This is a genomic window from Streptomyces iconiensis (assembly GCF_028657195.3).
In the GTDB taxonomy this organism is placed as follows: domain Bacteria; phylum Actinomycetota; class Actinomycetes; order Streptomycetales; family Streptomycetaceae; genus Streptomyces; species Streptomyces iconiensis.
Window position 1 is genome coordinate 37205 of sequence record NZ_JANCPR020000056.1, and the last position, 26711, is coordinate 63915.

Sequence of the window (26711 nt, forward strand, 5' to 3'; positions counted from 1 at the left end):
CGCGGGGAACTGCGCGACCAGCCCCCGCGCAGCCGCAGCCGCAATGATCCATGGCGAACGCCCGGCGGGTAGGCGTGTGAGCACCGGGTGAGAACACGTGGGCGCCGCACCCCCGGACGTACGGGGTGCGGCGCCGAACCGGGTGGGCCGGGTTCAGACCCGGACCGAACCGGCCGCCTTGTGGCCCTTGTTGAAGCGCCCAACGGGTGGCAACCAGACCAGGATCAGGGCGAGTACGCCCAGCAGCACGGCCGGGAAGCTGGTCATGAACAGGCTGTTGGGCGGCTCGTCGCCCAGGATCAGCGTGTGCGGCAGGATGAACTGCACCACCGCCACCACGGTGATCAGCACCCGGGCCCAGCGCGCGCCCGTGCGCAGCATGAAGACGGTGAACAGCAGCAGGCACAGTGCGAAGAAGACGGCGAAGCCCGCCCGGACCGTGACCGTGTCCTGGAGGCCGCTCACGGCCTCGTTCCACATCGGACCCGACATTCCCTTGATGTCGGCCGAGGTGAGCCCGTCAGGAAGGCCGACGGCATCGGGATTGTCGTCCATGGCCTGCCGCAGGTAGTCGTCCGCGAATTCCTTGCCGCCCGCATAGACGAGGAAAGCGCCTATGAGGGAGAAGACGGCTGACAGCGCGGTGACGACGGAAACCACCACGACAAAGGCCGGACGCCTGGGCGGTGCGGGCGGCACGCCCTGCTGCTGGGGAAACGGCTGCTGCTGCGTGGCGTACGGATAGCTCACGTGCGTTTTCTCCTCGGGCAATCAAGCCTCAAACGATGTGCGACGCACGACCTTTGCATTTCCGGGCTGCGTAAAACCAGTCCGACGGAAAAGAAATCCACGAAACAATTCAGCTGATCCAGCTGACATTTCCCGCAGCCGCACCCTGGCGTCCGCGTGCCCCGCCCCCGGGTGGTCCGTGTAGTACTTGAAGAGGACCCCGGCAGATCCCTACTGGTGGGGACGCCGCGCGGGAGGGCGATGCCTACTGTGAAGCGCATGACGCAGACCAGTGCCGACGCTCCGCCCCACGCGGGGAACACCTTTTCGCCCGACCCACGCACCCGGAACACCCGGGACACCTGGGACACCCGGGATCCCCGGGACAGGCCGGCGCATGACAGGCCCGCGCACGAAGCGCTGGCGAGGCTGCGCGAGGACCTGTTCACGGACGCCTTCGCGCAGCGCCCGCTGCCGCCACTGGCGCAGCCACGGGGGCCGCTGCGGCTGCTGCCCGCAGGGCTCGCGAAGTACGGGCGCTGGGCACCGCACGGCGTGGCGTACGGGGGTGCGCTGGCGGTGTTCCTGCTGGGCATCGCCAAGGCGGTCGACTTCGGTTCGCTCTCCTCCGTGCTCTCGCTGGCGCTGTGCTTCCTGGTGAGCGTCCCGCTCGCGGCGGTCGTCCACCGCCCGGTGCTCGCCTACTGGGTCTCGTACGCGGGTGGCGTCGTCGCCGTGCTGTTCAACGCGGTCGGGAGTTCGTCCTGGGCGGCGCTCTCGCTGGTCATCCATCTGCTGGTGATGACGCTGGTGGTGCTGCGCACCAGGCCGCGGATGGCGGCGGAGATGTGGCTGATCTCGTTCGGGACGGCGATCGTGCTGAACACGCTCACCCAGGGAGCGGGGGGCGAACTGCCGCTGATGGGAGGCGTCTCGGCGCTCTTCCTGGTCGCCGCCGCCGCTGTGCGCGCCTGGCGGGACGAGCACAGGCACGCGGTGGAGACGGAGACGGTCACGGCGAAGGAACGGGCGCAGCGCACGCTGCTGGAGGAGCGCGCGACCATCGCCCGCGAGCTGCACGACGTGGTGGCGCACCACATGTCCGTCGTGGCCATCCAGGCCGAGGCGGCTCCGTACCGGGTCGCCGACACCCCGCCCGAACTGGCCGCCTCCTTCGCGACGATCCGCGAGAACGCCGTCGCGGCGCTGACCGAACTGCGCAGCATCCTCGGCCTCGTGAGGACCGAGGGCATGGACGCGTTCGCCGACACGGCGCCGGAGGCACCGCAGCCCACCCTGGCCGACCTCGACGGGCTGCTCGGCAGCGTACGAGGCACGGGACTTGAGGTGGAGGCCGTGGTCACGGGCGCGGTGCGGCCCCTGCCGCAGGGCGTGGAACTGTCCGCCTACCGCCTCGTCCAGGAGGCACTGAGCAACGCGCTGCGGCATTCACCCGGCGCGGCGGCGCGGGTGGAGATCTCGTATGTGCTCGGCGGCCTGGGGGTACGCGTCGTCAACGGCCCCCGCGAGCGCCTCGCGAAGCCGTCACCTGGCGCGGGACACGGGGTACTGGGCATGCGGGAGCGTGTGCAGATGCTGGGCGGCGAGATGACGGCCGACCACACCGAGGACGGCGGCTTCGAGGTGGCCGCCTTCCTGCCGACCGCCACCACGCCTCGCGACGAGCCGCGGGACGCACCGTGTGACGAGCCGCGGGACGCTCCGCGGGGCGAGGGCGGCTCCGGCTCCGTACAGGGGGGCGCCGCGTGATCCGCGTGCTGATCGTCGACGACCAGGCGATGGTGCGCGAGGGCTTCTCCGTGCTGCTGGGCGCGATGCCGGGCATCGAGGTGGCCGGCGAGGCCGAGGACGGCGGCACCGCCGTCGAGAAGGTGCGCGAACTGCGCCCCGATGTCGTGCTCATGGACATCCGCATGCCCGGGATGAACGGGCTGGAGGCCACCCGCGAGATCGTCGCGGCGGACACGGGCGCCAAGGTGCTGGTGCTGACCACCTTCGACCTGGACGAGTACGTGTACAAGGCCCTGCGCGCCGGTGCCAGCGGCTTCCTCCTCAAGGACGCAACGGCGGGCCAACTGGCCGAGGGCGTACGGGTGGTGGCCTCCGGCGAGGCGCTGCTCGCGCCCACGGTGACCCGGCGGCTGCTCTCCGAGTTCTCCCGGCTGGGCGCCTCGCGCCCGGTCGCGAGCACCAGCATCGCGGAGCTGACCGACCGGGAGAACGAGGTGCTGGTGCTGGTCGCGCAAGGCATGTCCAACGGTGAGATCGCCGCACACCTGGTCGTCGCCGAGTCCACCGTCAAGACGCACGTGGGCCGCGTCCTGACGAAGCTCGGCCTGCGCGACCGTACCCAGGCTGCGGTCTTCGCCTACGAGGCGCGGCTGGTGCGGCCCGGCGGCTGACCCCTGGCCCCTCCGGCACCCTCCGCCCCCTGACCTCCCGGAGCGTCCCGGCCCCCGGCCACGGGCTTGGTTGCACCCTGCACATACTTGGAGGCGTACAAACTGGTCAGGTGGCCCTCCGGCGAACGGAGGGGAGAGGGGGACGCGGCGTGAGCGAGGCGGAACGGGGCGCGGGCGCACCGCGAGCGGGCGAGGACGGGGCGCCGGGCGGTGTGCTCACCGCGCGGCGGCGGATGCTGGTCCTGGGCATCTGCTGCATGTCGCTGCTGATCGTCAGCATCGACACCACGGCGCTGAACGTGGCGCTGCCCGACATCAGGCGTGACCTCAACGCCTCGGTCTCCGGCCTCCAGTGGGTCGTCGACGCCTACACACTCGTCCTGGCCTCGCTGCTGATGCTGGCCGGTTCGACGGCCGACCGGATCGGGCGGCGCCGGGTCTTCCGTACGGGGCTCGTGCTGTTCGTCGCCGGTTCGCTGCTGTGCAGCCTCGCACCCGGGCTGGAGTGGCTGGTGGCGGCCCGCGCCGTGCAGGCCATCGGCGGCTCGATGCTCAACCCCGTCGCCATGTCGATCATCACCAACACCTTCACCGAACCCCGTGAGCGGGCCCGCGCGATAGGCGTGTGGGGCGGCGTCGTCGGGATCAGCATGGCGGCGGGGCCCGTACTCGGCGGGCTGCTCGTGGACGTGAGCGGCTGGCAGGCGATCTTCTGGGTCAACGTGCCCGTCGGACTGGTCGCGCTCCTGCTCACCACGCTCTACGTTCCCGAGTCGCGTGCCCCGCGCGCCCGCCGCGCCGACCCCGTGGGCCAGGCGCTGATGATCGTGTTGCTCGGCTCGCTCACCTTCGGGATCATCGAGAGCCCGCACGGAGGCTTCGGATCGCCGCTGGTGGCCGGGTGCTGCGCGCTCGCGGTCGGGTCGTGCGCCGGCCTGCTGTGGTACGAACGGCGGCGCGCGGAACCGCTGATCGACCCGCGCTTCTTCCGCAGTGTCCCCTTCGCGGGCGCAACGGTCGTCGCGGTGTGCGCCTTCGCCTCGCTCGGCGGGTTCCTCTTCCTCACGTCCCTCTACCTCCAGGACGTACGGGGACTGAGCGCGCTGCACGCCGGCCTGTACACGCTGCCGATGGCCGTGATGACGCTGTTCTTCGCCCCGCTGTCCGGGCGCCTCGTCGGCTCGCGCGGGCCCCGGCTGCCCCTGGTGGCCTCCGGGGTCGCGCTCACCGCTTCCGGCGTGCTCCTCGCGCTGACGGCTCGCGCCGATCTGGAGCTGTGGGTGCTGTTCACGGGCTATGTCGTCTTCGGCATCGGCTTCGGGCTCGTCAACGCGCCCATCACCAACACCGCGGTCTCCGGCATGCCCCGCTCCCAGGCGGGCGTCGCCTCGGCCGTCGCCTCCACCAGCCGCCAGGTGGGCAGTTCGCTGGGGGTCGCCGTCGTCGGCGCCGTGATGGCCGCGGCGACGGCGGAGAGCGGGGGAGCGGCGGACGGCTTCGCCGGGGCCGAACGCACTGCCTGGTGGATCATCGCGGGGTGCGGCGCCGCCGTCCTCGTTCTCGGCGTACTGACGACCGGCCCCCGCGCCCGGCGCACGGCCGAACGGGCCGCCGTTCACCTGGAGCCGGGTGAACGGGCCGAGGTGGCGGGAGCCCGTGCGGTCGCCCCCCACGCGGACCGCGTGTGAGTGTGGGGCGCACCTGATGTGAAGGGGCGCGGGGAACTGCGCGACAAGCCACCAACCACCCGCGGTCCGCAAGGCACAGACAGGGGCACCCCCTCGTCGGCGCGGGAACGCACACAACGCACCGAGGGCCCGGTCGGACGGTGTCGTCCGGCCGGGCCCTCGGCACGCGGTGCCCGCACCGCGTTCGCGCGGTGCGGCCCGTGTCACTCGTCGAGCATCAGCCCTTTGCGGAGCTTGCCCAGGGTGCGGGAGAGCAGCCGGGAGACGTGCATCTGCGAGATGCCCAGCTCCTCGCCGATCTCCGACTGGGTCATGTTCGCGACGAACCTGAGGGAGAGGATTCTGCGGTCGCGGGCCGGGAGTTCGGCGATCAGCGGCTTCAACGACTCGACGTACTCGATGCCTTCGAGCCCGTGGTCCTCGTAGCCGATGCGGTCGGCCAGCGCGCCCTCGGTGTCGTCCTCCTCCGGCTGCGCGTCGAGCGAGCTGGCCGTGTAGGCGTTGCTCGCCGCCATACCCTCGACGACTTCCTCGGGCGTGATCCTCAGCCGCCGCGCCAGCTCGTCGACGGTGGGGGCGCGGTCCAGGGTCTGGGCGAGTTCGTCGCCCGCCTTGGCGAGGTCCAGGCGGAGTTCCTGGAGGCGCCGGGGTACGCGCACCGACCAGGACGTGTCGCGGAAGAACCGCTTGATCTCGCCGACGATCGTCGGCATCGCGAAGGTGGGGAACTCGACGCCGCGGCTCAGCTCGAAGCGGTCGATCGCCTTGATCAGGCCGATGGTGCCGACCTGCACGATGTCCTCCATCGGCTCGCTGCGCGAGCGGAACCGGGAGGCCGCGAACTTCACCAGGGCGAGGTTGAGTTCAACCAGGGTGTTCCGTACGTAGGCGAATTCGTGCGTGCCTTCTTCGAGGTTCTCCAGGCGCTCGAAGAGCGTCTTGGACAGGGCCCGCGCGTCGAGCGGACCGACCTCGTCGTACGGTGGGATCTCAGGGAGCTGGAGGTGGTCGAACAGATCGGCTTCCGCCGTCTCCGTGACCTGTTCCACGCTCAGGATTTCGGTGTCCGGTCGGTCCGGCAGCCGTTCCGGAAGGATCTGCTCCGGGACGGTCGGGTCGGTGGTATCCGATATCCCGTTGTCGAGCCGGGGTGACATGGTGTCCTCCATCATTCTCGGCATATGGCTGCCGATGCCGTGACGTGCACTGCGGGGTGCGGCGCCTCCAAAGCCGACGTTGTTCGGTATCTCTACTAGACCTACCTGCTTCTCCATAGCCATAGCAAGTTCCTTATGTCCGAATGTGACCCAATCTGTTAGGTGTTCGGCTACCGGTAGAAGCGTCAAGGGCGTAGGGTTCGAACCGCTTGACGGGGGAAGCAGTGAAGACCCTTACGCGAACCAGAAGGGGTGTGCATGGACCGCGGGATGCCCGGCAGTACAAGCCGGGGCCGGCTGACGGTCGACGTACGGCACGTGGGAATCAGTGCCGTGGTGACTCCCGAGGGTGAGCTCGATCACCACACCGCGGATCTGTTGCGGGAGCCGCTGGAGCGGAGCGTCGAGGACGGCTACAACCGCCTCGTCGTGGACTGCTCGCGGCTTGAGTTCTGTGACTCCACCGGGCTGAACGTCCTGCTCGGCGCGCGCCTGAAGGCGGAGGCGGCCGGAGGCGGGGTCCATCTCGCCGGGATGCTGCCCGTTGTGGCGCGAGTCTTCGAGATCACCGGCGCGAGCGCCGTTTTCACCGTGCATGATGATCTTGAAGCCGCGCTCGGCCATCCGTCAGGCGCGTAACGCGAGCCCCGTGCGTAACCAGTGCGTTACGCGCATCACACCAGTCCGGCTGAATCAGTGGGTGTTCTCACCGTGGGGCCGGGCAGGAGACCTCTGAATCTGTCAGGCATTCGTGGACAACGTGCTCAGCCCCGTCGCGGGCAGGCGCGAGAAGGCGAATCGGTAAACCGGTGATCGGTGAGGTGAACCACTGATGAGCACCACCCGGCCGCACCCGGCGGGCGACTGCGGCCCGGAGCCCGAGGGCGCCTCGGCGACCGCCGCCGCCGCGGGTGACGCCTCCGCCGGTGGCGCCTCCTCCGTGACCGGTGCCGCCGTCGGCGGCGCTCCCTTGGGCGACGTCTCCGGGAGGGGCACGGACAGCGCCTCCCGGGCCGGTACGCGTGCTGACAACAGTGGGTCAGAGACAGACTCCGATGCGGAAGGGGGGAGCGGCACCATGGAGACCGCTGCGGAGAGTGCCGCCACGGTGACGGCTGCCGTGACCACGCGGCAGGGCGGCCAGCCGATGCGGCAGGTCCGCAGGCTGCGGCTCGTCGGCGCCACCGGCGCCGTGCCCCGGGCACGTGACTTCACGCGCCAGGCGCTGGAGGACTGGGGCTGGCTCCCCGCCTCCACGGGCGACCAGCGTGCCGCCGCCGAAGACGTGCTGCTCGTCGTCTCCGAACTCGTCACGAACGCGTGCCTGCACGCGAACGGGCCCGAGGAACTGCGGGTCGGCGCCGGCTCGAAGGTGCTGCGCCTGGAGATCGTCGACCTCGGCAGCGGTGCGCCGTCCCCGCGCACCCCGCACAGGGCCGGGCGGCCCGGCGGCCACGGCATGTTCATCGTCCAGCGCCTGTGCCTGGACTGGGGTGTCGTCCGCAACACCAACGGACCCGGCAAAACGGTCTGGGCCGAACTCGCCGCCCCCAACTGACCCGCCACCCGGCACTCCCCCCGCACCTCTGAGCCCACCTTCCTCCCGCCACAACGGCGGCACGCCACAGCCGACAGGGTCCGACGGAATCCGATTCCGCCGGACCCTCACCTTTGCCGCGCGCCGCCGCCCCCTCTTCCCCGCCGTAACGGCGGCACGCCACGGCGGACTGGGTTCGGCGGAATCTGGTTCCGCCGGGCCTTCGTCGTTGTGGTTGCTCGCCGTCGCGGGGGAGCGAGGCGTGCCGCCGCCGGCGGAGTTCAGGGGCCAGGGGTCCAAGGAGCCCGGCGGTCAAGGGGGTCGGGGCAGGGGCCGACTGGGCCCAACTGGAAGGTGGAGAGGGGAGTTTGGGGGTTCCCCGGATGATTTGGGGTGGATCGCCGCTGTGACGAACCCCTCGCGGTGACGCGTAATTGGTCTTCCATCGGCAAGGGGTCGGGCGTACTGTCAGCGCCCAATCTGATGTGTCGTCAGTAACTTGCGAGCAAGGATGAAGGGGGAAACCCGGTGTCCCACAGCAAGAAGCGCCACAGTCGTTCCGCCGCCGCTACGGCGGTGGCGGCGATCGTCGCCGGTTCAGCGGTGATGCTGTCGGCTCCGGCCGCGAGCGCCGCGACGGTCGACGTCGACTACCAGTGCAAGACCCCGATCGGAAACAAGGGCGCGGTCTCGCCGATCGACATCAAGAGCACCAAGAGCGGCAGCGGCTACAAGCTCACGATGTCGTTCCAGAAGGGCGTCTCCTCCAGCCCTGTGGAACTGGGCAAGGGCGCGATGAAGCCCAGCGCCCTCGTCAAGCTCGGCGGTGCCGAAACCGGCAACGTTCCGATGACCGGGGCGAGCAACGACAAGGCCATTCCGGCCAACACCCCGATCAAGATCCCGGACTTGACGGGTACGTACACACCCAAGAAGAGCGGCAAGGTCACCTTCACCGCCAGCACCCTGACCATCAAGGCGATGGGTACCACCACCACCTGTACGCCCAAGAACAACCCGAAGCCTTCCCTCTCCCTCGACGTGAAGGCGTCGGGCGGCAGTGGCGGCGGGGACACGGGCGGCAGCGGTGGCGGTGACACCGGCGGCGGAGCGGCCACGGGCGGTTCCGGCGGCGAGGCAGCCGCATCGGGCGGCAGCCAGTCGGCACCGAGCGGCGGCGAACTGCCCAAGACGGGCCCGGCCGACTCGGCCGTGGCGCTCGGCACACTCGGCGGGACGGTGCTCCTCGCGGGAGTCGCCGGCACGCTGTGGGTGACGCGGCGCAGGGCCGCGGTCCGGCACTAGACCGTGGGGGGCCGTACAGCGCCGGGCCACGGCGTACGCGCACAGCGCCGTACGTTCGCCGGTTCCGCGCCATCCGCACCGCCCCCCGTCCCCGGCGCACCCGCGCCTCCGCACCGGGGAACGGGGGGTGGCCCACCGCCGTCCCGCACCCGGAGAAGTGCCGGGACTCCGCCGCCGTCGCTGACGGCACGCGCCGTCCTCTCCGTACTCGTGGCCGCACTCGCCGTCGTACTCGCGGCCGGTGCGCCCGCCTCGGCCGTCCCGGCGGCGAAGGACCTGAAGCAGTCGAAGCAGTCGAAGCAGCTGAAGCCGCTGAAGGAGCCAGCACAGCCAGCACAGAAAACGCAGAAAACGCAGACAACGCAGGCGAAGAAGCCGAAGTCGTCGAAGGACGAGCCCCGTTGGTCGGCTTCGCCCGCGCCGCCACAGGGCGAGAAGTCCCGTGACGCGCGCTCCTACTTCTACCTGGAGGGTGCTCCAGGCGCCGTCCTCAAGGACACCCTCGCGCTCACCAACGAGAGCGCGCGGGCCCGTACGTTCCGGCTGCGCGGCGCCGACGCGTACAACGCGCGCGGTGGCGGCTTCGCCGTGCGCGGCAAGGGAAGGAGCGAGGGCGCCGGCAAGTGGCTGGCCCTCGCGGAGGACTCCGTGAAGGTGCCGCCGCGTACCCGTGCGGAGGTTCCGTTCACGGTGTCCGTTCCCGCGGGTGCGGTGCCGGGCGACCACCCGTCGGCCGTCGTGGTCAGCGACGGTGACCGCGAGTCGGGAGTCCGCGTGCACCTGCGGGTGAGCGGCCCTACGCTCGCCGCGCTGAGCGTCGAGAAGGCCGCCGTGCGGGACAAGGGCGACGGCGCCTCGATCGCGTACACCCTCGTCAACAGGGGCAACACCGCGCTGCGGCCCCGCCTCGCCGTGAGCGCCGACGGGGGCTTCGGGCAGCTGCTGCACCGCGCGGAACGCCCGCTTCCGGTCGAGCTGTTGCCGGGTCAGCGCGTCACGCTCCATGAGCCGTGGCCGAACGCGCCCGACCTCGAACTGGCCGACGTACGGCTGCGGGTGACGGCGGAGGGCGGCGCGCGGGGAGAGGCCACCGCTTCGTACACCGCCGTGCCCTGGGCCGGTATCGGTACGGGTCTCGCGCTCCTGGCCCTCGCGGCCGGCGGCGCTGGCTGGTACGTACGGAAGACGGGCTGGTACGTGCGGAAGAGACGCACGGCGGCACGTGCACGGTCAGCCCCGCCGGACGGCGAAGAGGGCGGGGACGGCGAAGAGAGCGAAGAGGGCGGGGACGGCGGGGAGAGCGGTGGCGCGGCGGCCGGCGAGGGGCCCGGCGACCAGGACAGCGGCGGACAGCGTGAGTTGACGGGAGCGGCGAAGTGAGCACGAGCATCCGGACGACGGCACGCGCGACGCTGGGCACCCTGGTGGTGGCCCTGGCACTGGCCCTGCTGCCGGGCGCCCCCGCCGCGGCGGCACCAGCGGCCGAACCGTCGGCGGCGCCCGCGGCGCCCGTGGCGGCGTCAGCGGCGGCGCCCGCGGCAGCGCTTGCCGTGGCGCGTCCCACGATCACCCTCTCCAAGGGCGAGGCGGGCACGGGCGGCAGCGTCACCGTGCGGGGCAAGGGCTGGCGCTCCGACACGCTGCTCACGCTCCTGGTCTGCGGCCAGAACGCGATCGGCGGCACGAACGCGTGCGCCAACGCGGAGGGCAGGGCCGTGACCACCGGCAAGGACGGCACCTTCACCAAGAAGATCCCGGTCACCGAGCCGCCCAAGCCGTGCCCCTGTGTCGTACGGGCGACGACGGTGACGGGCGCGCATGCGTCGGCCGACGCGAAGTTCCAGGTGGCGGGGCATCCCGTCAAGCCGCTGCCGAAGGAACGTACGGGCGGGCGGCTGTCCGTGCTGGCCGCGCGGCTGGAGGGCGACAGCGGACTGCTCAACTGGTTCGGCGCGCCCGAACAGCGCCAACTCGTCCTGACGGTGGGCAATCTCGGCGCCGACCGCGCCAAGGACCCCGTCTTCGAGATCGGTACGGCGCACGGTGTGCTCGCGCCCGAGTGGGAGCGCCAGCAGTGGCGTGGCACGGTGGATCCCGGTAAGAAGGCGCAGGTCAAGTTGCCTGTCGAGCTGTCGTCCGGGGCCCACGGGGACTACACGGTCGCCGCGAAGTACGGCGAGAAGGTGCTCACGGAACAGCCCTGGGACGTGGGCCGGCCCTGGGGCGTGACCCTCTTCTGGATCCTGCTCTTCGCCGTGGTGCCGCTGGCCGTCTTCCGCCTCGGCATGGCGGTCGTGGAGCGTGCCCGCCCACGCAGCCCCGGCGAGATCGTCTCGGACCGCCGCGCCTGGAAGGAGCGCCTCCGCTCGCGGCTGCCGCAGCAGCAGGTCCGCGAGCCCTCGCACGCGGCCCGGCGCCGTGCCCGCCCGCCCGCTGCCTCACCCGCGCCCGCGCCCGCACCCCCGTCCGAAACCACCAGTACCCTCCCGTGGTTCACACCCGACACCACACTCACCCCGAGACCTGGGCCGGGCCCGGGCCCCGTGGACGGCCCGCCGTAGCTCAGGCACGCGGGACGCACAGGCGCGGACCGTCAGGCTCAGGCACGCGTCAGGTTCAGGCTCAGGCACGCGTCACGGCTCAGGCACGCGTCACGGCTCAGGCACGTGTCACGGATCGGGCGCGCAGCCACTTGAGGATGAGCGAGAACGTGCCGGGGTGGTCCAGGAGCGGGCCGCCGTGCCGGGTTCCGGGGACGGTGACGACGGTGACGGCCCCCGCCCGTGTCCCGCGTGCGCGCTGGGCACGGGCCAGCGCGCACGCGTGCGTGGCGGGCACGAAGTCCCAGCGGGAGTGCAGGAGCAGCGCCGGGGGATCGCCGGCCGAGGCGTGCTGCGCCGCCGACATGTCGGCCCATACGAGGGGGCAGTCGGCGGGGTCGCAGCCCGCCAGGACGCGCGCGTTGGCGCGGACGCGGCGCTCGCGTGCGGGCGCGGTGCCCGCGCCGTCGTGCCAGGCACGCAGCGGTTCCGCGACGGCGGAGAGGCCGACGACACCCGCGACCCGGGCGTGCCCGGCGCCGAGGAGCCCCGCGTTGAGGGCGAGATGGCCGCCGGCTGAGGAGCCGACGAGGAAGACGCGGCCCGGGTTCACGCCGAAGTAGGGGGCACGCCGCCGGATCCAGCCGAGCGCGGCGCGTACGTCGTCGCGGGGGCCGGGCCATCGGGCATCGACGTTGCGCCGGTACTCGATGTCGAAGACGGCGAACCCGGCCTCGGCGAACCGTGCCGACCAGGTGTTCCAGTGCGGTGAGCGGTCGGCCGTCCAGTAGCCGCCGTGCAGGACGACGACGGCGCCCCTGCGCGGTTCAGGGCGTACGCCGTTGCCCTCCCAGAGCGCGAGGAGTCGCTGGCGGGGGTGCCGCCCGTAGGCGAAGGGCACAAAGGCGCCGTTGGCGTCCTCGGCCCGCACGGGTCCGCGCGCGCTGCCCGCCTCGGGGGCGGGAACCGCGAAGGACGAACCCAGCAGCATCGCCATGCTGACGGCGAGGACACACAGCACTCGGCGCACGGCCACATCGTCACCGGCGGCGTTCCGCGCCGCACCCGGGCGGGGTCCGAACGGGAACGGCGTACGGGCCGCACGGGGCTCACTTCCGTGCCCGTTCCCGTGCCCGTTCCCGTTCCCGTGCCCGTTTCGGTGCCGGCTTCACGCTCGCTCCGTGCCGGCTCCGCGCTCACTTGACGGTCCCGAGCAGCGCGTTCACCCGCCTGCGGCTCGCGAGGAACACCAGCCCGGCGGCGACGGCGACGGCTCCCTGTACGGCGAAGCCCGTTCGCCCGCTGGCGGCGCCCTCGATGACGAGCTGGAGGAGCGCGAAGACGCAGTCGCCCGCGGTGACGGCGAGGAACCACACGCCCATGAGCTGGCTGGCGTACTTCTCGGGGGCCAGCTTGGTGGTGACCGAGAGGCCGACGGGAGAGAGGCACAGCTCGGCGAGGGTCTGGATGAGATAGACGACGATCAGCCACAGCGGGCTGACCTTCTCGCCCCCGGCGGAGGCGGCCATGGCCAGCGACATCACGCCGAACGCCAGCCCGACGCCGATCAGGCCGAGGGAGAACTTCGTCGTGGTCGACGGGTTACGGCTGCCGAGCTTGACCCACAGCGCCGCCAGCGGTGGCGCCAGGATCATCACCCACAGCGGGTTCACGGACTGGAACCAGCTGGTCGGGAAGGTCAGCCCCAGCAGATCGGCCGAGGTGCTGTGCTCGGCGAACAGGTTCAGGGTCGAGCCGGCCTGGTCGAAGATCATGAAGAAGACGGCGGCGGCGACGAAGAACCAGATGTAGCCCGTCAGCTTCCGCTTCTCGTCCGCCGTGACCTCTCTGTCGCGCCGCATCCGCGTGAAGTAGTACGTGGGCAGCGCGAGCCCCGCGATGCTGACGGGCCACAGCACCCAGTCGAGGGTGAAGGCATCGGCGAGCGCGACGGCGCCGTAGAAGACGGCCAGGACCAGCACACCCAGGCCGGTGTTGCGCAGCGCGCGGCGCCGCTCCGCGTGGCTCAGCGGGTTGGGGACCAGCGCCGAGTGCTCTGCCAGGTGCCGGGTTCCGGCGAGGAACTGGATCAGGCCGACGGCCATGCCGGCGGCTGCGAGCCCGAAGCCGAGGTGCCAGCTGACCTTCTGGCCCGCCCAGCCGATGAGCAGCGGCGCGGCGAAGCCGCCGATGTTGATGCCCATGTAGAAGACGGTGAATCCGCCGTCGCGGCGCGGGTCGTTGGGGCCCTGGTAGAGGTGGCCGACCATCGTGGAGATGTTGGCCTTCAGCAGCCCTGAGCCGACGCCGATGAGGACGAGCCCGGTGTAGAAGAGCGCGGGCACGGTGGTGGCCAGCATCAGGTGGCCGAGCATGATGACGAAGGCCGAGATCGCGACCGTACGGCGCGGGCCCCATACGCGGTCCCCGAGCCAGCCGCCGGGCATCGACATCAGGTAGACGGTCGCGTTGTAGACGGAGTAGAGGGCGACGGCCGTCGATGTGGCCATGCCCATGCCGCCCTCGGAGGCGGCAGCCGTGAGGTAGAGGACGAGCAGCGCGCGCATGCCGTAGAAGCTGAAGCGCTCCCACATCTCCGTCAGGAAGAGGGTGGCCAGCCCGCGCGGGTGGCCGAAGAACGTCTTGGCTGACGCCATGGGGAGTTCCTCGCCGGAGGGTACGGATGTGCCCGTCCAGAATGGCGAGGGGGCGGGCAGAAGCGGAGCAGGCCGCTCCGGCGTCCCCCGTACGGGGTTCCGGAACGGCCTGCCGCCTCGGCGAGTTGGCCCGCGGTCACGGGCCTGGGGTCACGGGCCTGGGGTCACGGGTCCGCGGCTGCGGAACCGTAGCTACGGGCCTGCGGCTCCGCGGCTACGGGCCCGCGGTCGCGGGCTACTTCACCTCGTCCATCGTCGAGGTGATCTTCTTGCGGTACATGAACACCGCGACCCCGGCCAGTGCGGCCAGCGCGGCCTCCATGCCGACCATGCCCGTGGTGCTGAGGTTGGCGCCGCCTATGGAGAGCAGCCCGGTGACGCTGTCGCCTGCGGTGACGGCGAGGAACCACACGCCCATCAGCTGGCTGCCGTACTTGGCGGGGGCCAGCTTGGTGGTGACCGAGAGGCCGACGGGGGAGAGGCACAGCTCGGCGATGGTGTGCATCAGGAAGATCAGCACCAGCCACATCGGCGTGACCTTGGTGCCGTCGGCAGCCGTGCTCATCGGGATCATGAAAACGAAGAACGAGAGGCCGGTGACGACCAGCGCGAAGCCGAACTTCGCCGTGGTGCTCGGCTCCTTGGCCCGCCGGGCGAGCGCCAGCCACAGCGAGGCGAAGAGCGGCGCGAGCAGGATGATGAACAGCGGGTTGATCGACTGGAACCAGGTCGAGGGGAAGGACCAGCCGAAGATCTGTGTCGAGGTCTTCGCGTCCCCGAACGCCTGGACGGTCGAGGCGCCCTGGTCGTAGATCATCCAGAAGATCGCCGCGGCGACGAAGAACCAGATGTAGCCGGTCATCCGGCCCTGGTCGGCCGTGGTGAGTTCCTTGTCCCGCTTGATGCGTACGAGCATGCCGACCGGAATGACCAGGCCGAGGACCGTGAGCGGGACCATCGCCCAGTTCAGCGTGAAGTGCCCGGTGCCGACCACGATGCCGTAGAAGACCACGGCCACGATCAGCCACATCAGGGACTTGCGCAGGACGGTCGAGCGCTCCTGCGCCGTGATCGGCGAGGGCACCTGGCTGCTGCGCTCGTCCAGGTGGCGCGAGCCGAGGAGGAACTGGACCAGGCCGAGGCCCATGCCGACGGCGGCGAGTGCGAAGCCCAGGTGCCAGTTGACGGTCTGGCCGACGGTGCCGATGACGAAGGGCGCCAGGAACGAGCCCGTGTTGATGCCCATGTAGAAGACGGTGAACCCGCCGTCGCGACGCGGGTCCTCGGGCCCGTTGTACAGGTCGCCGACCATCTTGGAGATGTTGGCCTTCAGCAGCCCCGAGCCGGTGGCGACGAGCGCGAGCCCGATGAAGAAGCTCGCCTGACCCGGCAGCGCCAGCGTCAGGTGGCCGACCATGATGATCCCGGCGCCGACGGCGACGGTCTTGCGCGGGCCCCAGACCCGGTCACCGAACCAGCCGCCGGGCATCGTGAGCAGATACACCGTGGCGTTGTAGACGGAGTAGATCGCCGTCGCCGTCGCCAGGGTCATGGCCAGGCCGCCGCCCTGGTGGCCCGCGCCGCCCTCGCCCGCGTCGGGACCGCCCGCCACGAGGTAGACGACCAGAAGAGCGCGAAGGCCGTAGAAGCTGAAGCGCTCCCACATCTCCGTCATGAAGAGGGTGGCCAGACCGCGAGGGTGGCCGAGGAAGGTCTTGCCGGGGTTACCGGGAGTGTCCTTCGTCAGGCTGGGAGCCATATGTGTCTTCCTTGCCTTGCGCTGCGGGCCGCGCTGCCATCCGGACGGTCCCGCACACGTGAAAGGACCCCCGGCCTGTGGAGCTGTGGGCCAAGAGGTCCTTGACGTTCACTACATGAGTGCACTCACCATATGTCACCGTCGGCGGCCCGACGGAAGAGCTTGCGACGCAGATCACAGGGGAAGCGTGCAACCCTCCGGGGGATTCATTGGTGACGTGTTCATTCCACCCAATGATCAACAGGTGATCGTCACCAGGGCACCGGGAGAGCCTTACGCTCGGCTACGCGGACTACCATCGCTTCATGACCCGTGTACTGCTCGCCGAGGATGACGCATCGATCTCGGAACCGCTCGCCCGCGCCCTGCGCCGCGAGGGCTACGAGGTCGAGGTGCGCGAGGACGGCCCCACCGCACTCGACGCCGGGCTGCGGGAGGGCATCGACCTGGTCGTGCTCGATCTGGGGCTGCCCGGTATGGACGGCCTGGAGGTGTGCCGCCGCCTGCGCAACGAGGGTCACACCTTCCCCGTACTCGTCCTCACCGCACGCGCCGACGAGGTGGACACCGTCGTCGGGCTCGACGCCGGTGCCGACGACTACGTCACCAAGCCCTTCCGCCTCGCCGAGCTGCTCGCCCGCGTGCGCGCCCTGCTGCGGCGCGGTACGCCGGCCGAGCCACAGCAGCCGCCCGCCACGCACGGCGTGCGCATCGACGTCGAGTCGCACCGCGCCTGGATGGGCGAGGAGGAACTCCAGCTCACGGCGAAGGAGTTCGACCTGCTGCGCGTCCTGGTGCGCGACGCGGGCCGGGTCGTGACCCGCGACCAGCTCATGCGGGAGGTCTGGGACACCACCTGGTGGTCCTCCACCAAGACGCTGGACATGCACATCTCCTGGCTCCGCAAGAAGCTCGGCGACGATGCCGCCAACCCGCGCTACATCGCCACCGTGCGCGGCGTCGGGTTCCGCTTCGAGAAGAGTTAGGACGGCCGGCACGTGCGCCGTCGGCTCATCCTGTCCACCCTCGCGGTCGTTCTCGTCGTGGTCGCCGTCTTCGGCGTCTCCCTCGTCATCGTCGAGACCCGCACGATCGAGAACAGCACCCAGGAGAACGTACGGTCCGAGGCCGTCCGCCTCGTGTCCACCGTCGAGAGCCGGGTGGTCGCCGGTGAGCGCGTGACCCCCGAGTCGATCGGGGTCACCGCGTCCCGGGAGCGCTACGTACGCATCGAGATGCCCGGCAAGAAGCCCGTCGAGGTGGGCTCGCCGCCGAGCGACGACGTCGTCGAGGCGCGGGAGACCGGCGCGCACGGCGAGCGCGTCACCGTCCAGGAGGACCGCTCGGCCGTACGTGCCGAGGTCGGCCGCACCCTGCTGATCATCCTCGCCGTCGCCGTGCTCGCCGTCATCTCGGCCGCCGTACTGGCCGTGCGCCAGGCACACCGCGTCGCCGCGCCCCTCACCGATCTCGCCGAGACCGCCGAACGCCTCGGCTCCGGCGACCCGCGCCCGCGCCACCGCCGCTACGGCGTGCCCGAGCTGGACCGGGTCGCCGACGTGCTCGACGGCAGCGCCGACCGGATCGGGCGCATGCTCACCGCCGAACGCCGCCTGGCGGCCGACGCCTCGCACCAGCTGCGCACCCCGCTGACGGCGCTCTCGATGCGGCTGGAGGAGATCATCGCGACCGCCGACACCGACGACCCCGAGGACCGGGCCACCGTCAAGGAGGAGGCGACGATCGCGCTCGCACAGGTCGAGCGGCTCACCGACGTGGTGCAGCGGCTGCTCACCAACTCCCGTGACCCGCGCTCGGGTTCGGCCGTCAGCTTCGATCTGGACGAGATCGTCAAGCAGCAGATCGAGGAGTGGAAGCCCGCCTACCGCAGCGCGGGCCGCGCCCTCGTCAGCTCGGGCAAGTCGGGGCTGCGCGCCGTGGGCACCCCGGGCGCCGTCGCGCAGGTGCTGGCGACCCTGATCGAGAACTCGCTGATGCACGGCGACGGCACCGTCGCACTGCGTACGCGCGTCACGGGCAACCAGGTCGTGCTGGAGGTCACGGACGAGGGCCCCGGAGTGGACGAGGCGCTGGGCTCCCGCGTCTTCGAGCGCACCGTGAGCGGTCACAACTCCACGGGGCTCGGCCTCGCCGTCGCCCGCGACCTGGCCGAGGCCGACGGCGGGCGGCTTGAGCTACTTCAGCAGCTGCCGCCCGTGTTCGCGCTCTTCCTGAGCCGCGAGGCCGTCGACGTGCCGTGAGCCCCCGCGTACGCGCTTCCGCCCGGCAGTGGCAGCGGCGCGGGGCTTGCCCGCACCGGCGGTCCCCGGTACGTCCGTGCCGTTCCCGGCGTCCTCGCCGCCCTGGGCCTCCTTGGCGGTCCCGTCGTCGCTGACCCGGAAGACCCAGGTCCGGTACGACCAGAAGCGGAAGACCGTGCCGATGCCGAGCCCGACGACGTTCTTGGCGATGTTGTCGGCGAGCGGCGAGGTGTAGTCCAGGCCGTAGTGCGACAGCGCCAGGATGCCGTTCTCCAGGACCAGCGCGATCCCGCTGAACAGGAAGAACAGCGACGTCTCGCGGTGCACGCGGCTCTTGTCGATGTGCCGGTACGTCCAGTAACGGTTGCCCAGATAGTTGGTGGCGATGGCGACGACCTGCGAGATCACGCCGGACCGGATGGGCGCGAGCTGGAACGTGTGGATGCACAGGTTGAAGATCGCGACGTTCACGAGGAACCCCAGGGCGCCCACGGCGCCGAACTTGGCGAGTTCCCGCACAAGCCGTTCAAGTCGCGGGCGCACTGTGCGCCATTCACCCATAGTGATGCTGAGCCCCTTCGGTCGGCGTGCCGGTCGGCGACGTCCGCTGCCCCATGCTAGCCAGCCGGAGAATCGTTCCGTAGGGCAATGCCGCAGCCGGTTTTCCCGGTGGCGGGCCATGCTCTCACCGTCCACCCGGTACCCCCGGGAGGGGGTGACCACGACGGACCCCGGCCCCGGAGACGGCTGGGGTCCGTGGGGTTCCGGGGCGGAGACGGCCGGGGTCCCGTACCCCGGAGACGGCCAGGGGGAGGGCACCGGGCGGGGCCCCGTACCCTGGGATCCGTGACATTCCCGGTAGTCGGCATGGTCGGGGGCGGTCAGCTCGCCCGTATGACCCACGAGGCGGGCATCCCCCTCGGCATCAGGTTCAAGCTTCTCTCGGACACTCCCCAGGACTCCGCCGCACAGGTCGTGAGCGACGTCGTCGTCGGCGACCACCGCGATCTGGACACACTGCGGAGCTTCGCCCGCGGCTGCGACGTGATCACCTTCGATCACGAGCATGTGCCGACGGAGCACCTTCGCGCCCTGGAGGCCGACGGCATCCCCGTAAGGCCAGGGCCCGACGCACTCGTCCACGCCCAGGACAAGGGCGTCATGCGCGCCCGCCTCACCGCACTGGGCGTCCCGGCGCCGCGCCACCGCGTGGTGAGCGACGCGGCCGATGTGGCGGCCTTCGCTGCGGAGGGCGCGGAGGGCGCGGAGGGCGCGGAGGGCAGCGACGGCGGGGGCGACGGGGCCGGCGACGGCTTTCCCGTGGTCCTCAAGACGGTGCGCGGCGGTTACGACGGCAAGGGCGTGTGGATCGTACGGGGGCCCAGGGACCCCGTGGCGGCCGAGCCGTTCAAGGCCGGGGTGCCCGTGCTCGCCGAGGAGAAGGTCGACTTCGCGCGGGAGCTGGCCGCCAACGTCGTACGGTCACCGCACGGCCAGGCCGTCGCCTACCCCGTCGTCGAATCCATCCAGGTCGACGGCGTCTGCGACACCGTGATCGCGCCGGCACCCGGGCTCTCGGGCGAGGCCGCCTCGCACGCGCAGGAGCTGGCGCTGCGCGTCGCGGACGAACTCGGCGTCGTCGGACACCTGGCCGTCGAGCTGTTCGAGACCCGCGACGGACGTCTGCTCGTCAACGAGCTGGCCATGCGCCCGCACAACTCCGGGCACTGGACCCAGGACGGCGCCGTCACCTCCCAGTTCGCCAACCACGTACGCGCCGTCCTCGACCTGCCACTCGGCGACCCGCGCGCCCGCGCGCCCTGGACCGTCATGGCGAACGTCCTCGGCGGCGACTTCCCCGACATGTACTCCGCGTACCTCCACTGCATGGCACGCGACCCCGGGCTGAAGATCCACATGTACGGCAAGGACGTGAAGCCCGGCCGCAAGGTCGGCCACGTCAACGTGTACGGGGACGACCTCCAGGCCACCCGCGACCGCGCCGCGCACGCCGCGGGATACCTGCGGGGCACGATCACCGATTGAACCGCGCCCTGCCGGTCTCCCACCGCGCCCTGCCGGTCCCGCAGGGCGTAGTGCCCGGCCGGTCCTGCCGGGTCCGGGCGGCTGAGGGTCGCGCCCCGTGAACCTGCCCCTTCCACCTACAGCTAGGAGACGTATGAGCAGCGCAAACCCTCTCGTGGGGATCGTGATGGGGTCCGACTCGGACTGGCCGGTGATGGAGGAGGCGGCCAAGGCGCTCGGCGAGTTCGGGGTGTCCTACGAGGTCGATGTCGTCTCGGCGCACCGGATGCCGCGCGAGATGATCGCGTACGGCGAGGACGCGGCCGACCGCGGGCTGAAGGCGATCATCGCGGGCGCCGGCGGCGCCGCGCACCTGCCGGGGATGCTGGCCTCCGTCACGACGCTGCCGGTGATCGGCGTCCCGGTACCGCTGAAGTACCTGGACGGCATGGACTCGCTGCTGTCGATCGTGCAGATGCCCGGGGGCGTACCCGTGGCCACCGTCTCGGTGGGCGGCGCACGCAACGCGGGACTGCTGGCCGTACGCATCCTCGCGGCGCACGACACGGAGCTGCGGGACAAGATGCACGACTTCCAGCAGGACCTGAACGAGGAGGCCACCGAGAAGGGCAAGCGGCTGCGGATGAAGGCAGCGGGCGACACCGGATTCGGCTTCGGCTCTGCGGGAGGCAACTGACCATGGCGGAGCGCACCCCCAGCCCTCATCTCGCACACGCCCGCACCCTGCTCGCGGCGCACCCGGTCGTGGACGGCCACAACGACCTGCCGTGGGCCCTGCGCGAACAGGTCCTCTACGACCTGGACCAGCGCGATGTCGCCCACGACCAGCGCGCACACCTGCACACCGACATCCCCCGCCTGCGCGAAGGCGGGGTGGGCGCCCAGTTCTGGTCCGTCTACGTGCCCGCCTCGCTGAAGGGCGACGACGCGGTCAGCGCGACGCTGGAGCAGATCGACGTCGTACGGCTGCTCGCAGCCCGCTACCCCGGTGACCTCCAACTCGCGTTCTGCGCCGACGACATGGAGTCGGCGCGCGCGGCCGGACGTATCGCCTCGCTGATGGGAGCCGAGGGCGGACACTCCATCAACAACTCGCTCGCCACGCTGCGGGCGCTGCACCGGCTGGGCGTGCGCTACATGACGCTCACCCACAACGACTCCCTGGACTGGGCCGACTCCGCCACGGACGCGCCGCGCGCCGGTGGCCTCTCGCGGTTCGGCGAAGAGGTCGTCCGCGAGATGAACCGCATGGGGATGATGGTCGACCTCTCCCATGTGGCGGCCGGGACCATGCGGGACGCGCTGCGCGTGACCGAGGCGCCCGTGGTCTTCTCGCACTCCTCGGCGCGCGCGGTGTGCGACCACCCGCGCAACATCCCGGACGACGTACTGGAACTGCTGGCGGGCAACGGCGGCGTGGCCATGGCCACGTTCGTACCGAAGTTCATCCTGCCCGAGGCGGTCGCGTGGACCGACGCGGCGGACGAGAACATGCGGGCCCAGGGGCTGAACCACCTGGACCTCACCGAGGAGGGCAAGCGGGTGCAGCGCGCCTTCGAGGAGGCGAACCCGCGCCCGGTCCCGGACGCCGGCACCGTCGCCGACCACCTGGACCACATGCGGGAGGTCGCGGGCATCGACCACATCGGCATCGGCGGCGACTACGACGGCACCGCCTTCACCCCCGCACAGCTGGAGGACGTCGCCGGATACCCGAACCTGGTGGCCGAGTTGCTGGACCGCCAGTGGTCGGAGGCCGACCTCGCCAAGCTCACCTGGGGCAACGCCGTACGGGTGCTGCGCGAGGCGGAGTCGGCCGCACGTGAGATCCAGAAGCGGCGCGGCCCGTCCATCGCGACGATCGACCAGCTCGACGGCTGAGCCCCCTCCCGCCGCAGCCCGGCCCGGACCACGGAGCCGGGTGACCGGACCACGGAGCCGGTGACCGGACCACGGCGGGACCGGCGGATTTGTCACCGGACCAGCGGCCGGACCAGTTGCCCGTACGGGGGGCTGGTCCGGCCGCCGGTCTGTTTTTCGGGCTGTTCTCTGGACCAGTGGTCTGGCAGATGGGCCAGTGGCTGAAGCGAACGTGGGATGTCCCGTGCCCTGCGGCCCCCAACTCCCGTTGCACCAGGCGGTATTGACCCCGACCGCCGGGCCCGCGAGCATCATGCGGCCCACGCTTCTGCCCAGGGAGGACCATTGGCCACCTCGGAAGCACCAAGACCGGACGACGTTCCGGCCCCCACGCCCCCGACCACCTCAGCCGACCCGGATGCGACCGTCGACTCCGCCACCCCAGCCGCTCCCGTGTCCACCACAGCCGAAGGCGCGCTCGCGCGGCGGCGGTTGCTCCAGGCGGGCGCCGTCGCCGGCGGGGCGCTGGCCACAGGCGCGCTGACCGCACCCGCCTCGGCAGCTCCCGTACCGGGGACGGTCGCGACGGGCCCCGCGCAGGCTGCGGCTGCCGCCACCCGTTCCCGTACCCTCTCCTTCTCCGCGGCCACCAACGGCGCGGCCACGCTCGTGCCGAAGGCGGGACGGCTGATCGCGGAGGCGCAGAACGTCCTGTGGTCCGTGCCCCGTTCGGGCGGTGAGGCCCGCAGGATCTCCGACCCCGACCTGGAGCCCACCCGCCCGGTACTGGCCCCCGACGGCAAGACCCTCGCGGTCTGCGCGTACAAGGACGGCGGGTTCCACATCTGGACGCTGCGCCCCGACGGTTCGGGGCTGCGGCAGCGCACCGAGGGGCCGTGGGACGACCGCGGCCCGGCCTGGTCGCCCGACGGTACCCGCCTCGCCTTCGCCTCGGAGCGCGGCGGCGACACGGTCGGCGGCAGCCCGTACCGGATCTGGGTGCTCGACCTGCGCGGCGGCGGCCTCACCCGGCTGACGGGTGTGAAGGGACAGGAGGGCCCGCTCCAGGACGGCGCCTGGGAGGACTTCGACCCCACGTGGTCGCCGGACGGTGAGCGCCTGCTGTGCGTACGCGGCGCCGTCACCGAGGGGCCGCAGGGGCCCGCGCTCCAGGCCCGTACGCTCGTCTCCTTCCCGGCCGACGGCGACGGCCCCGTGCGTACGGAGCACACGGACAGCACCGAGGGCGCCTCTCTGATGACGCCCGCCGTCTCGCCCTCGGGCAAGCGTGCGTGGCTGCGTACCACCGGGCACCCCAAGGGGTCCTGCACGCTGCTCGTGGACGGCGAGGTGGTGCCCGTCGACGGCGACCTCGCGCCCGTACCGCCGCGCTGGGCGGACAGGGAGACGCTGCTGCTGACCGTCTCCGGCACCTTCCGGCTGCTGCGGCCCGCGCGTCCCGAGGCGCAGGAGCGCATCCCGTTCACGGCCGAACTGCCCATGGACAGGCCGCGGTACGAGGTCAAGGACTACGGCTTCGAGGCGCCGGGCACCCACCGCGTGCGGGGCGTACAGCAGCCCGTGCTCTCACCGGACGGACGGCACGCCGCCTTTGTCGCGCTCAACGCGCTGTGGCTGGCGCGTACGGACGGCAAGGGGCGCCCGCGTGCGCTGGTGCGGGCCGCGCCGACGCGGTACGTCGCGGCGCCCGCCTTCACTCCGGACGGCAAGGCGCTGCTCTACTGCGACGACCGTGACGGACTGCTGGCCGTGCGCCGCAGGGAGCTGTCCTCCGGCAAGGAGTCCGTACTGGCCGACGGCGGGCGGATCTTCCCCGCGCTCTCGCCCGACGGCGCACGGCTGGCCTGTCTGGACATGGCGGGCAATCTCCTGGTGAAGGACCTGAAGGCCGGTACGGAACGCACCCTGGCCGCACCACTGGGCGCAGGTGGTCTGCCTGGTCCGCCCACCTGGTCCGCCGATGGCCGGCGGATCGCGCTGTGCGACCGCAACCGGCTCAACTACCGCTTCCGCGAGGGCTACAACCTCATCAGGGTCGTGGACGCCGGCAGCGGCGAGGACACCCTGCACGCGCTCGCGCCGCACGCCTCGCTCTCCGACCGTTACGCCTCCGGGCCCGTGTGGTCACCCGACGGGCGCTCCATGGCGGTGATCAGCGAATCGGCGCTGTGGGTGCTCCCCGTACGCGCCGACGGCACCCCGGACGGCGCACCCCGCAGGCTCTCCGACGAGGCGGCTGACCACCCCTCCTGGTCGGGCGACTCGCGCACCCTGCTGTATGTCTCGTCGGGCAGGCTCCGCCTCGCGGACGCCCGTTCGGGCCGTGCGCGCACCGTACGGGTGGACCTGTCCTGGCGCCGTCCGGCGCCCAAGGAGACCGTGGTGCACGCCGGCCGGCTCTGGGACGGCACGGGCCCCGGAGTGCGCGAGGACATCGACCTCGTCCTGCGTGACGGGCGGATCGCGGAGATCGGCCCGCACCGCGCGGGCCGCAGGGCCGAGCGCCGCGTGGACGCCTCGGAGCTGACCGTGCTGCCCGGCCTGTGGGACGCGCACACGCACCCCTGGCAGAGCACCTACGGCGGCAGACAGACGGTCACCCAGCTCGCGTACGGCATCACCACGGCCGTCTCACTGGGCGGCTTCGCCTACGAACAGGCCAGGCTGCGCGAGGCGTTGGGCGCCGGAAAGCTGGCCGGCCCCCGGCTGCTGGCCACGGGCGAACTGCTCGACGGTGCGCGCGTGGCGTACAGCATGGGCAGGGCACACCGCACCCGCGCCGGTGTACGCCGCTCCCTGGAGCGGGCCGGCGTGCTCGACTGGGACTTCGTCAAGACGTATGTCCGGGCGCCCTGGTGGCTCATGCGGGAGGCCGCCGGGTACGCGCACGAGCGGCTGGGCGTGCGCTCGGGCAGCCACCTGTGCACACCGGGCGTCCAGGTCGGCCAGGACGTCACCACGCACCTCCAGGCCACGCAGCGGGTGGAGTTCGGCAGGGCCACCACGGCGACGGGGCACAGCTACGAGGACGTCGTCGGCATCTACACCACGCCGGGCGACTTCCACCTCATCGCCACGCCCTTCACGGCGGGACCGCTGCTGGGCGCCGACCCGCGGCTGGCCGAGGACCGCAGGGTGACCCGGCTGATGCCGCCCTGGGACGTCACCGCCGTACAGAAACAGGCGGCGAAGCCGCCCACGGAGGCCGAGTTGGCGACGCTGGCGGTCGAGACGGGCGTCTACCGCCGCGTGCTGGCCCAGGGCGGCGCCGTCGCGCTCGGCACCGACCAGCCGCTCGTCCCGGTGGGCCTGCACCTGCACCTGGCCCTGCGCGCCCTGCACCGCGCCGGCCTCAAGCCGCACGAGGTGCTGCGCACGGCGACGGCGCTGCCCGCGCGGGTCTTCGGGGCCGAACGGGACCTGGGCACCGTCGAGAAGGGAAAGCTGGCCGATCTGACGTTCGTGGACGGCGACCCGCTGACCGACTTCGACTCCCTCGTCCGCACCGTGACGGCCGTACGCGGGGGAGTCCCGTACGAGCAGGCCGAACTGATCGACGCCTACAGCACATCCGCGACCCGCGACCGCGATCCCCAGGAGCAGCACTGGCACGAGGTCAGCAGACAACTGCGCCGCGACGGCTGCTGCGACACCGGGCACTGAGGGCTGCTGCGGGACGGGGCGGGCGGGCCACCGGGCCCGCTCACACGGGGGCCAGCCCCACCCCGGCCCGGTGGCCCGCCGGATTACGGCGGGCCACCGGGCTCTCTAGCGTCGGGGTATGCAGAAATCCCGCGCCGCCGGCGCCCTCGCACTGACCGTGGCCGCCGTCCTCACCGCGTCCCTGACATCGGGTTGCGGGGTGGACGAGGTCAGCGGAGGCAAGGCCGAGCACAAGAGCTTCGCGTTCAAGGGGAAGCGGCTGACGGTCGTCTCGGACGACGGCCGCCTCGACCTCGTGCCGGTGGAACGCCGGGGCGGCGCGCGTGACATCGAGGTGACCCGCTGGTTCAGGGCGTCCAAGGTGTCGGGCAAGGTCCGCACGAGCTGGAAGATGGAGGGCGGGAACACGCTGCGCCTGAAGACCACGTGCAGCGGCATCGTCGTGGACTGCAACACGCGTCACCGCGTCGAGGTACCCCGGGACGTGGCCGTGAAGGCGATCTCGCACGACGGCCGGGTCGTTGCGAAGGGCTTCAGCGCCCCGCTGGCGATCAGGATCTCGGACGGCAACGTCAACCTCAGCGGCGTCAGCGGCCCGCTCACGCTGCGCGCGGGGAACGGCAACATACGGGCGGAGCGGTTGCGCTCGCCCTCGGTCTCGGCCGACACCCGCGACGGCTATCTCGCGCTCGCCTTCGCCCGGCCGCCGGAGTCCGTCCGTACGCACGTCGCCGACGGCCGCACGACCGTCACGGTGCCGAAGCCCGGCACGGGCGGCTACGACGTGCGGACGAAGTCCCGGGACGGCAGGGTCAAGACATCGATACCCCGGGACGCCTCGGCGCCCCGGAGCATCGACGCCTCCAGCCGGGACGGAAACATCACCCTGCGCCACGGCTGACGGCCGACCTGGCACATGGTGCCGTCAGGACCCTAGGTGTGTTGTTCGGGAAGGTTGGTGACGCGGCTTGCTGGTGTGGCTCCGCCGATGCCGGTGTGGGGTCGGTGATGGTTGTACCAGTCGAGCCAGTCGGGGAATGCTGCTTGTCGTTGCTGGTCTGAGGT

Annotated in this window: 22 protein-coding genes; 15 read left to right on the top strand and 7 right to left on the bottom strand. The window is 71.6% G+C overall.

Annotation, left to right across the window (positions count from 1 at the left end; all coding sequences use genetic code 11):
• Positions 1-153 precede the first annotated feature (153 nt).
• A complete protein-coding gene (locus tag NMN56_RS36635) occupies positions 154-750 on the bottom strand; it encodes a hypothetical protein (protein ID WP_274046656.1) in 597 nt (198 codons plus the stop codon).
• 258 nt (positions 751-1008) lie between these two features.
• Between NMN56_RS36635 and NMN56_RS36640 the strand changes: the two genes are divergently transcribed.
• From NMN56_RS36640 to NMN56_RS36650, 3 genes are all read left to right on the top strand, one after another.
• On the top strand, positions 1009-2499 hold the full coding sequence (locus NMN56_RS36640; protein ID WP_274046655.1) for a sensor histidine kinase: 1491 nt from the start codon (positions 1009-1011) through the stop codon (positions 2497-2499).
• Between the two features lie 29 nt (positions 2500-2528).
• Complete coding sequence (locus tag NMN56_RS36645; protein ID WP_430542809.1) at positions 2529-3152, top strand: response regulator; 624 nt, start codon at positions 2529-2531, stop codon at positions 3150-3152.
• 233 nt (positions 3153-3385) lie between these two features.
• On the top strand, positions 3386-4840 hold the full coding sequence (locus NMN56_RS36650; RefSeq protein ID WP_274046741.1) for an MFS transporter: 1455 nt from the start codon (positions 3386-3388) through the stop codon (positions 4838-4840).
• Positions 4841-5043: 203 nt separating this feature from the next.
• Here the strand turns inward: NMN56_RS36650 and NMN56_RS36655 are convergent, their stop codons facing one another.
• Positions 5044-6009 carry an RNA polymerase sigma factor SigF gene (locus NMN56_RS36655; RefSeq protein WP_274046740.1) on the bottom strand — a complete coding sequence of 322 codons (966 nt, stop codon included), beginning with the start codon at positions 6007-6009 and terminating at the stop codon, positions 5044-5046.
• Positions 6010-6255: 246 nt separating this feature from the next.
• On the opposite strand from NMN56_RS36655, the gene NMN56_RS36660 reads away from it, so the two are divergent.
• From NMN56_RS36660 to NMN56_RS36680, 5 genes are all read left to right on the top strand, one after another.
• The gene (locus NMN56_RS36660) at positions 6256-6636 is read left to right on the top strand and encodes an STAS domain-containing protein (protein ID WP_274046652.1); all 381 of its coding nucleotides are present in this window, start codon (positions 6256-6258) and stop codon (positions 6634-6636) included.
• Between the two features lie 193 nt (positions 6637-6829).
• Entirely contained in the window at positions 6830-7555 is a 726-nt protein-coding gene (locus NMN56_RS36665; protein WP_430542806.1) for an ATP-binding protein, read from the top strand.
• A 507-nt stretch (positions 7556-8062) separates the two neighbouring features.
• On the top strand, positions 8063-8839 hold the full coding sequence (locus NMN56_RS36670; protein WP_430542807.1) for an LPXTG cell wall anchor domain-containing protein: 777 nt from the start codon (positions 8063-8065) through the stop codon (positions 8837-8839).
• A 210-nt stretch (positions 8840-9049) separates the two neighbouring features.
• A complete protein-coding gene (locus NMN56_RS36675) occupies positions 9050-10219 on the top strand; it encodes a COG1470 family protein (RefSeq protein WP_274046650.1) in 1170 nt (389 codons plus the stop codon).
• The gene (locus tag NMN56_RS36680; RefSeq protein ID WP_430542808.1) at positions 10216-11400 is read left to right on the top strand and encodes a hypothetical protein; all 1185 of its coding nucleotides are present in this window, start codon (positions 10216-10218) and stop codon (positions 11398-11400) included. Before NMN56_RS36675 ends, NMN56_RS36680 begins: the two co-directional genes overlap by 4 nt.
• 97 nt (positions 11401-11497) lie before the next feature.
• On the opposite strand, the gene NMN56_RS36685 is transcribed toward NMN56_RS36680, so the two are convergent.
• The 3 genes from NMN56_RS36685 to NMN56_RS36695 all read right to left on the bottom strand — a co-directional run bounded on the left by NMN56_RS36685 (position 11498) and on the right by NMN56_RS36695 (position 15795).
• Entirely contained in the window at positions 11498-12409 is a 912-nt protein-coding gene (locus tag NMN56_RS36685) for an alpha/beta hydrolase (protein ID WP_274046649.1), read from the bottom strand.
• Positions 12410-12575: 166 nt separating this feature from the next.
• Positions 12576-14036: a peptide MFS transporter gene (locus NMN56_RS36690; RefSeq protein WP_274046647.1), complete on the bottom strand. Its 1461-nt coding sequence runs from the start codon at positions 14034-14036 to the stop codon at positions 12576-12578.
• 235 nt (positions 14037-14271) lie between these two features.
• Positions 14272-15795, bottom strand: coding sequence for a peptide MFS transporter (locus tag NMN56_RS36695; RefSeq protein ID WP_274046646.1), 1524 nt, complete (start codon positions 15793-15795; stop codon positions 14272-14274).
• 305 nt (positions 15796-16100) lie between these two features.
• Here NMN56_RS36695 and NMN56_RS36700 point away from each other — a divergent pair, with 305 nt between their 5' ends.
• Together NMN56_RS36700 and NMN56_RS36705 are read left to right on the top strand one after the other, a co-directional pair.
• Complete coding sequence (locus NMN56_RS36700; protein ID WP_274046644.1) at positions 16101-16781, top strand: response regulator transcription factor; 681 nt, start codon at positions 16101-16103, stop codon at positions 16779-16781.
• A gap of 12 nt (positions 16782-16793) precedes the next feature.
• Positions 16794-18056, top strand: coding sequence for an ATP-binding protein (locus tag NMN56_RS36705; protein WP_274046643.1), 1263 nt, complete (start codon positions 16794-16796; stop codon positions 18054-18056).
• On the opposite strand, the gene NMN56_RS36710 is transcribed toward NMN56_RS36705, so the two are convergent.
• Complete coding sequence (locus tag NMN56_RS36710; RefSeq protein ID WP_280842911.1) at positions 17991-18599, bottom strand: GtrA family protein; 609 nt, start codon at positions 18597-18599, stop codon at positions 17991-17993. The genes NMN56_RS36705 and NMN56_RS36710 overlap by 66 nt on opposite strands.
• Before the next feature lie 303 nt (positions 18600-18902).
• Here NMN56_RS36710 and NMN56_RS36715 point away from each other — a divergent pair, with 303 nt between their 5' ends.
• The 5 genes from NMN56_RS36715 (at position 18903) to NMN56_RS36735 (ending at position 26547) form a co-directional block, all read left to right on the top strand.
• Entirely contained in the window at positions 18903-20102 is a 1200-nt protein-coding gene (locus NMN56_RS36715; protein ID WP_274046641.1) for a 5-(carboxyamino)imidazole ribonucleotide synthase, read from the top strand.
• A gap of 133 nt (positions 20103-20235) precedes the next feature.
• A complete protein-coding gene (gene purE, locus NMN56_RS36720) occupies positions 20236-20778 on the top strand; it encodes a 5-(carboxyamino)imidazole ribonucleotide mutase (protein WP_274046640.1) in 543 nt (180 codons plus the stop codon).
• A 2-nt stretch (positions 20779-20780) separates the two neighbouring features.
• Positions 20781-21983: a dipeptidase gene (locus tag NMN56_RS36725; RefSeq protein ID WP_274046639.1), complete on the top strand. Its 1203-nt coding sequence runs from the start codon at positions 20781-20783 to the stop codon at positions 21981-21983.
• Between the two features lie 432 nt (positions 21984-22415).
• Positions 22416-25646 (top strand): amidohydrolase family protein, encoded by a 3231-nt coding sequence (locus NMN56_RS36730; protein WP_430542810.1) that lies wholly within the window; start codon positions 22416-22418, stop codon positions 25644-25646.
• 118 nt (positions 25647-25764) lie between these two features.
• Positions 25765-26547 carry a DUF4097 family beta strand repeat-containing protein gene (locus NMN56_RS36735; protein ID WP_274046636.1) on the top strand — a complete coding sequence of 261 codons (783 nt, stop codon included), beginning with the start codon at positions 25765-25767 and terminating at the stop codon, positions 26545-26547.
• Positions 26548-26579: 32 nt separating this feature from the next.
• Here NMN56_RS36735 and NMN56_RS36740 read toward each other — a convergent pair.
• Positions 26580-26711: integrase core domain-containing protein (locus NMN56_RS36740; protein ID WP_274046734.1), on the bottom strand; the 132-nt coding region annotated here is incomplete at its 5' end.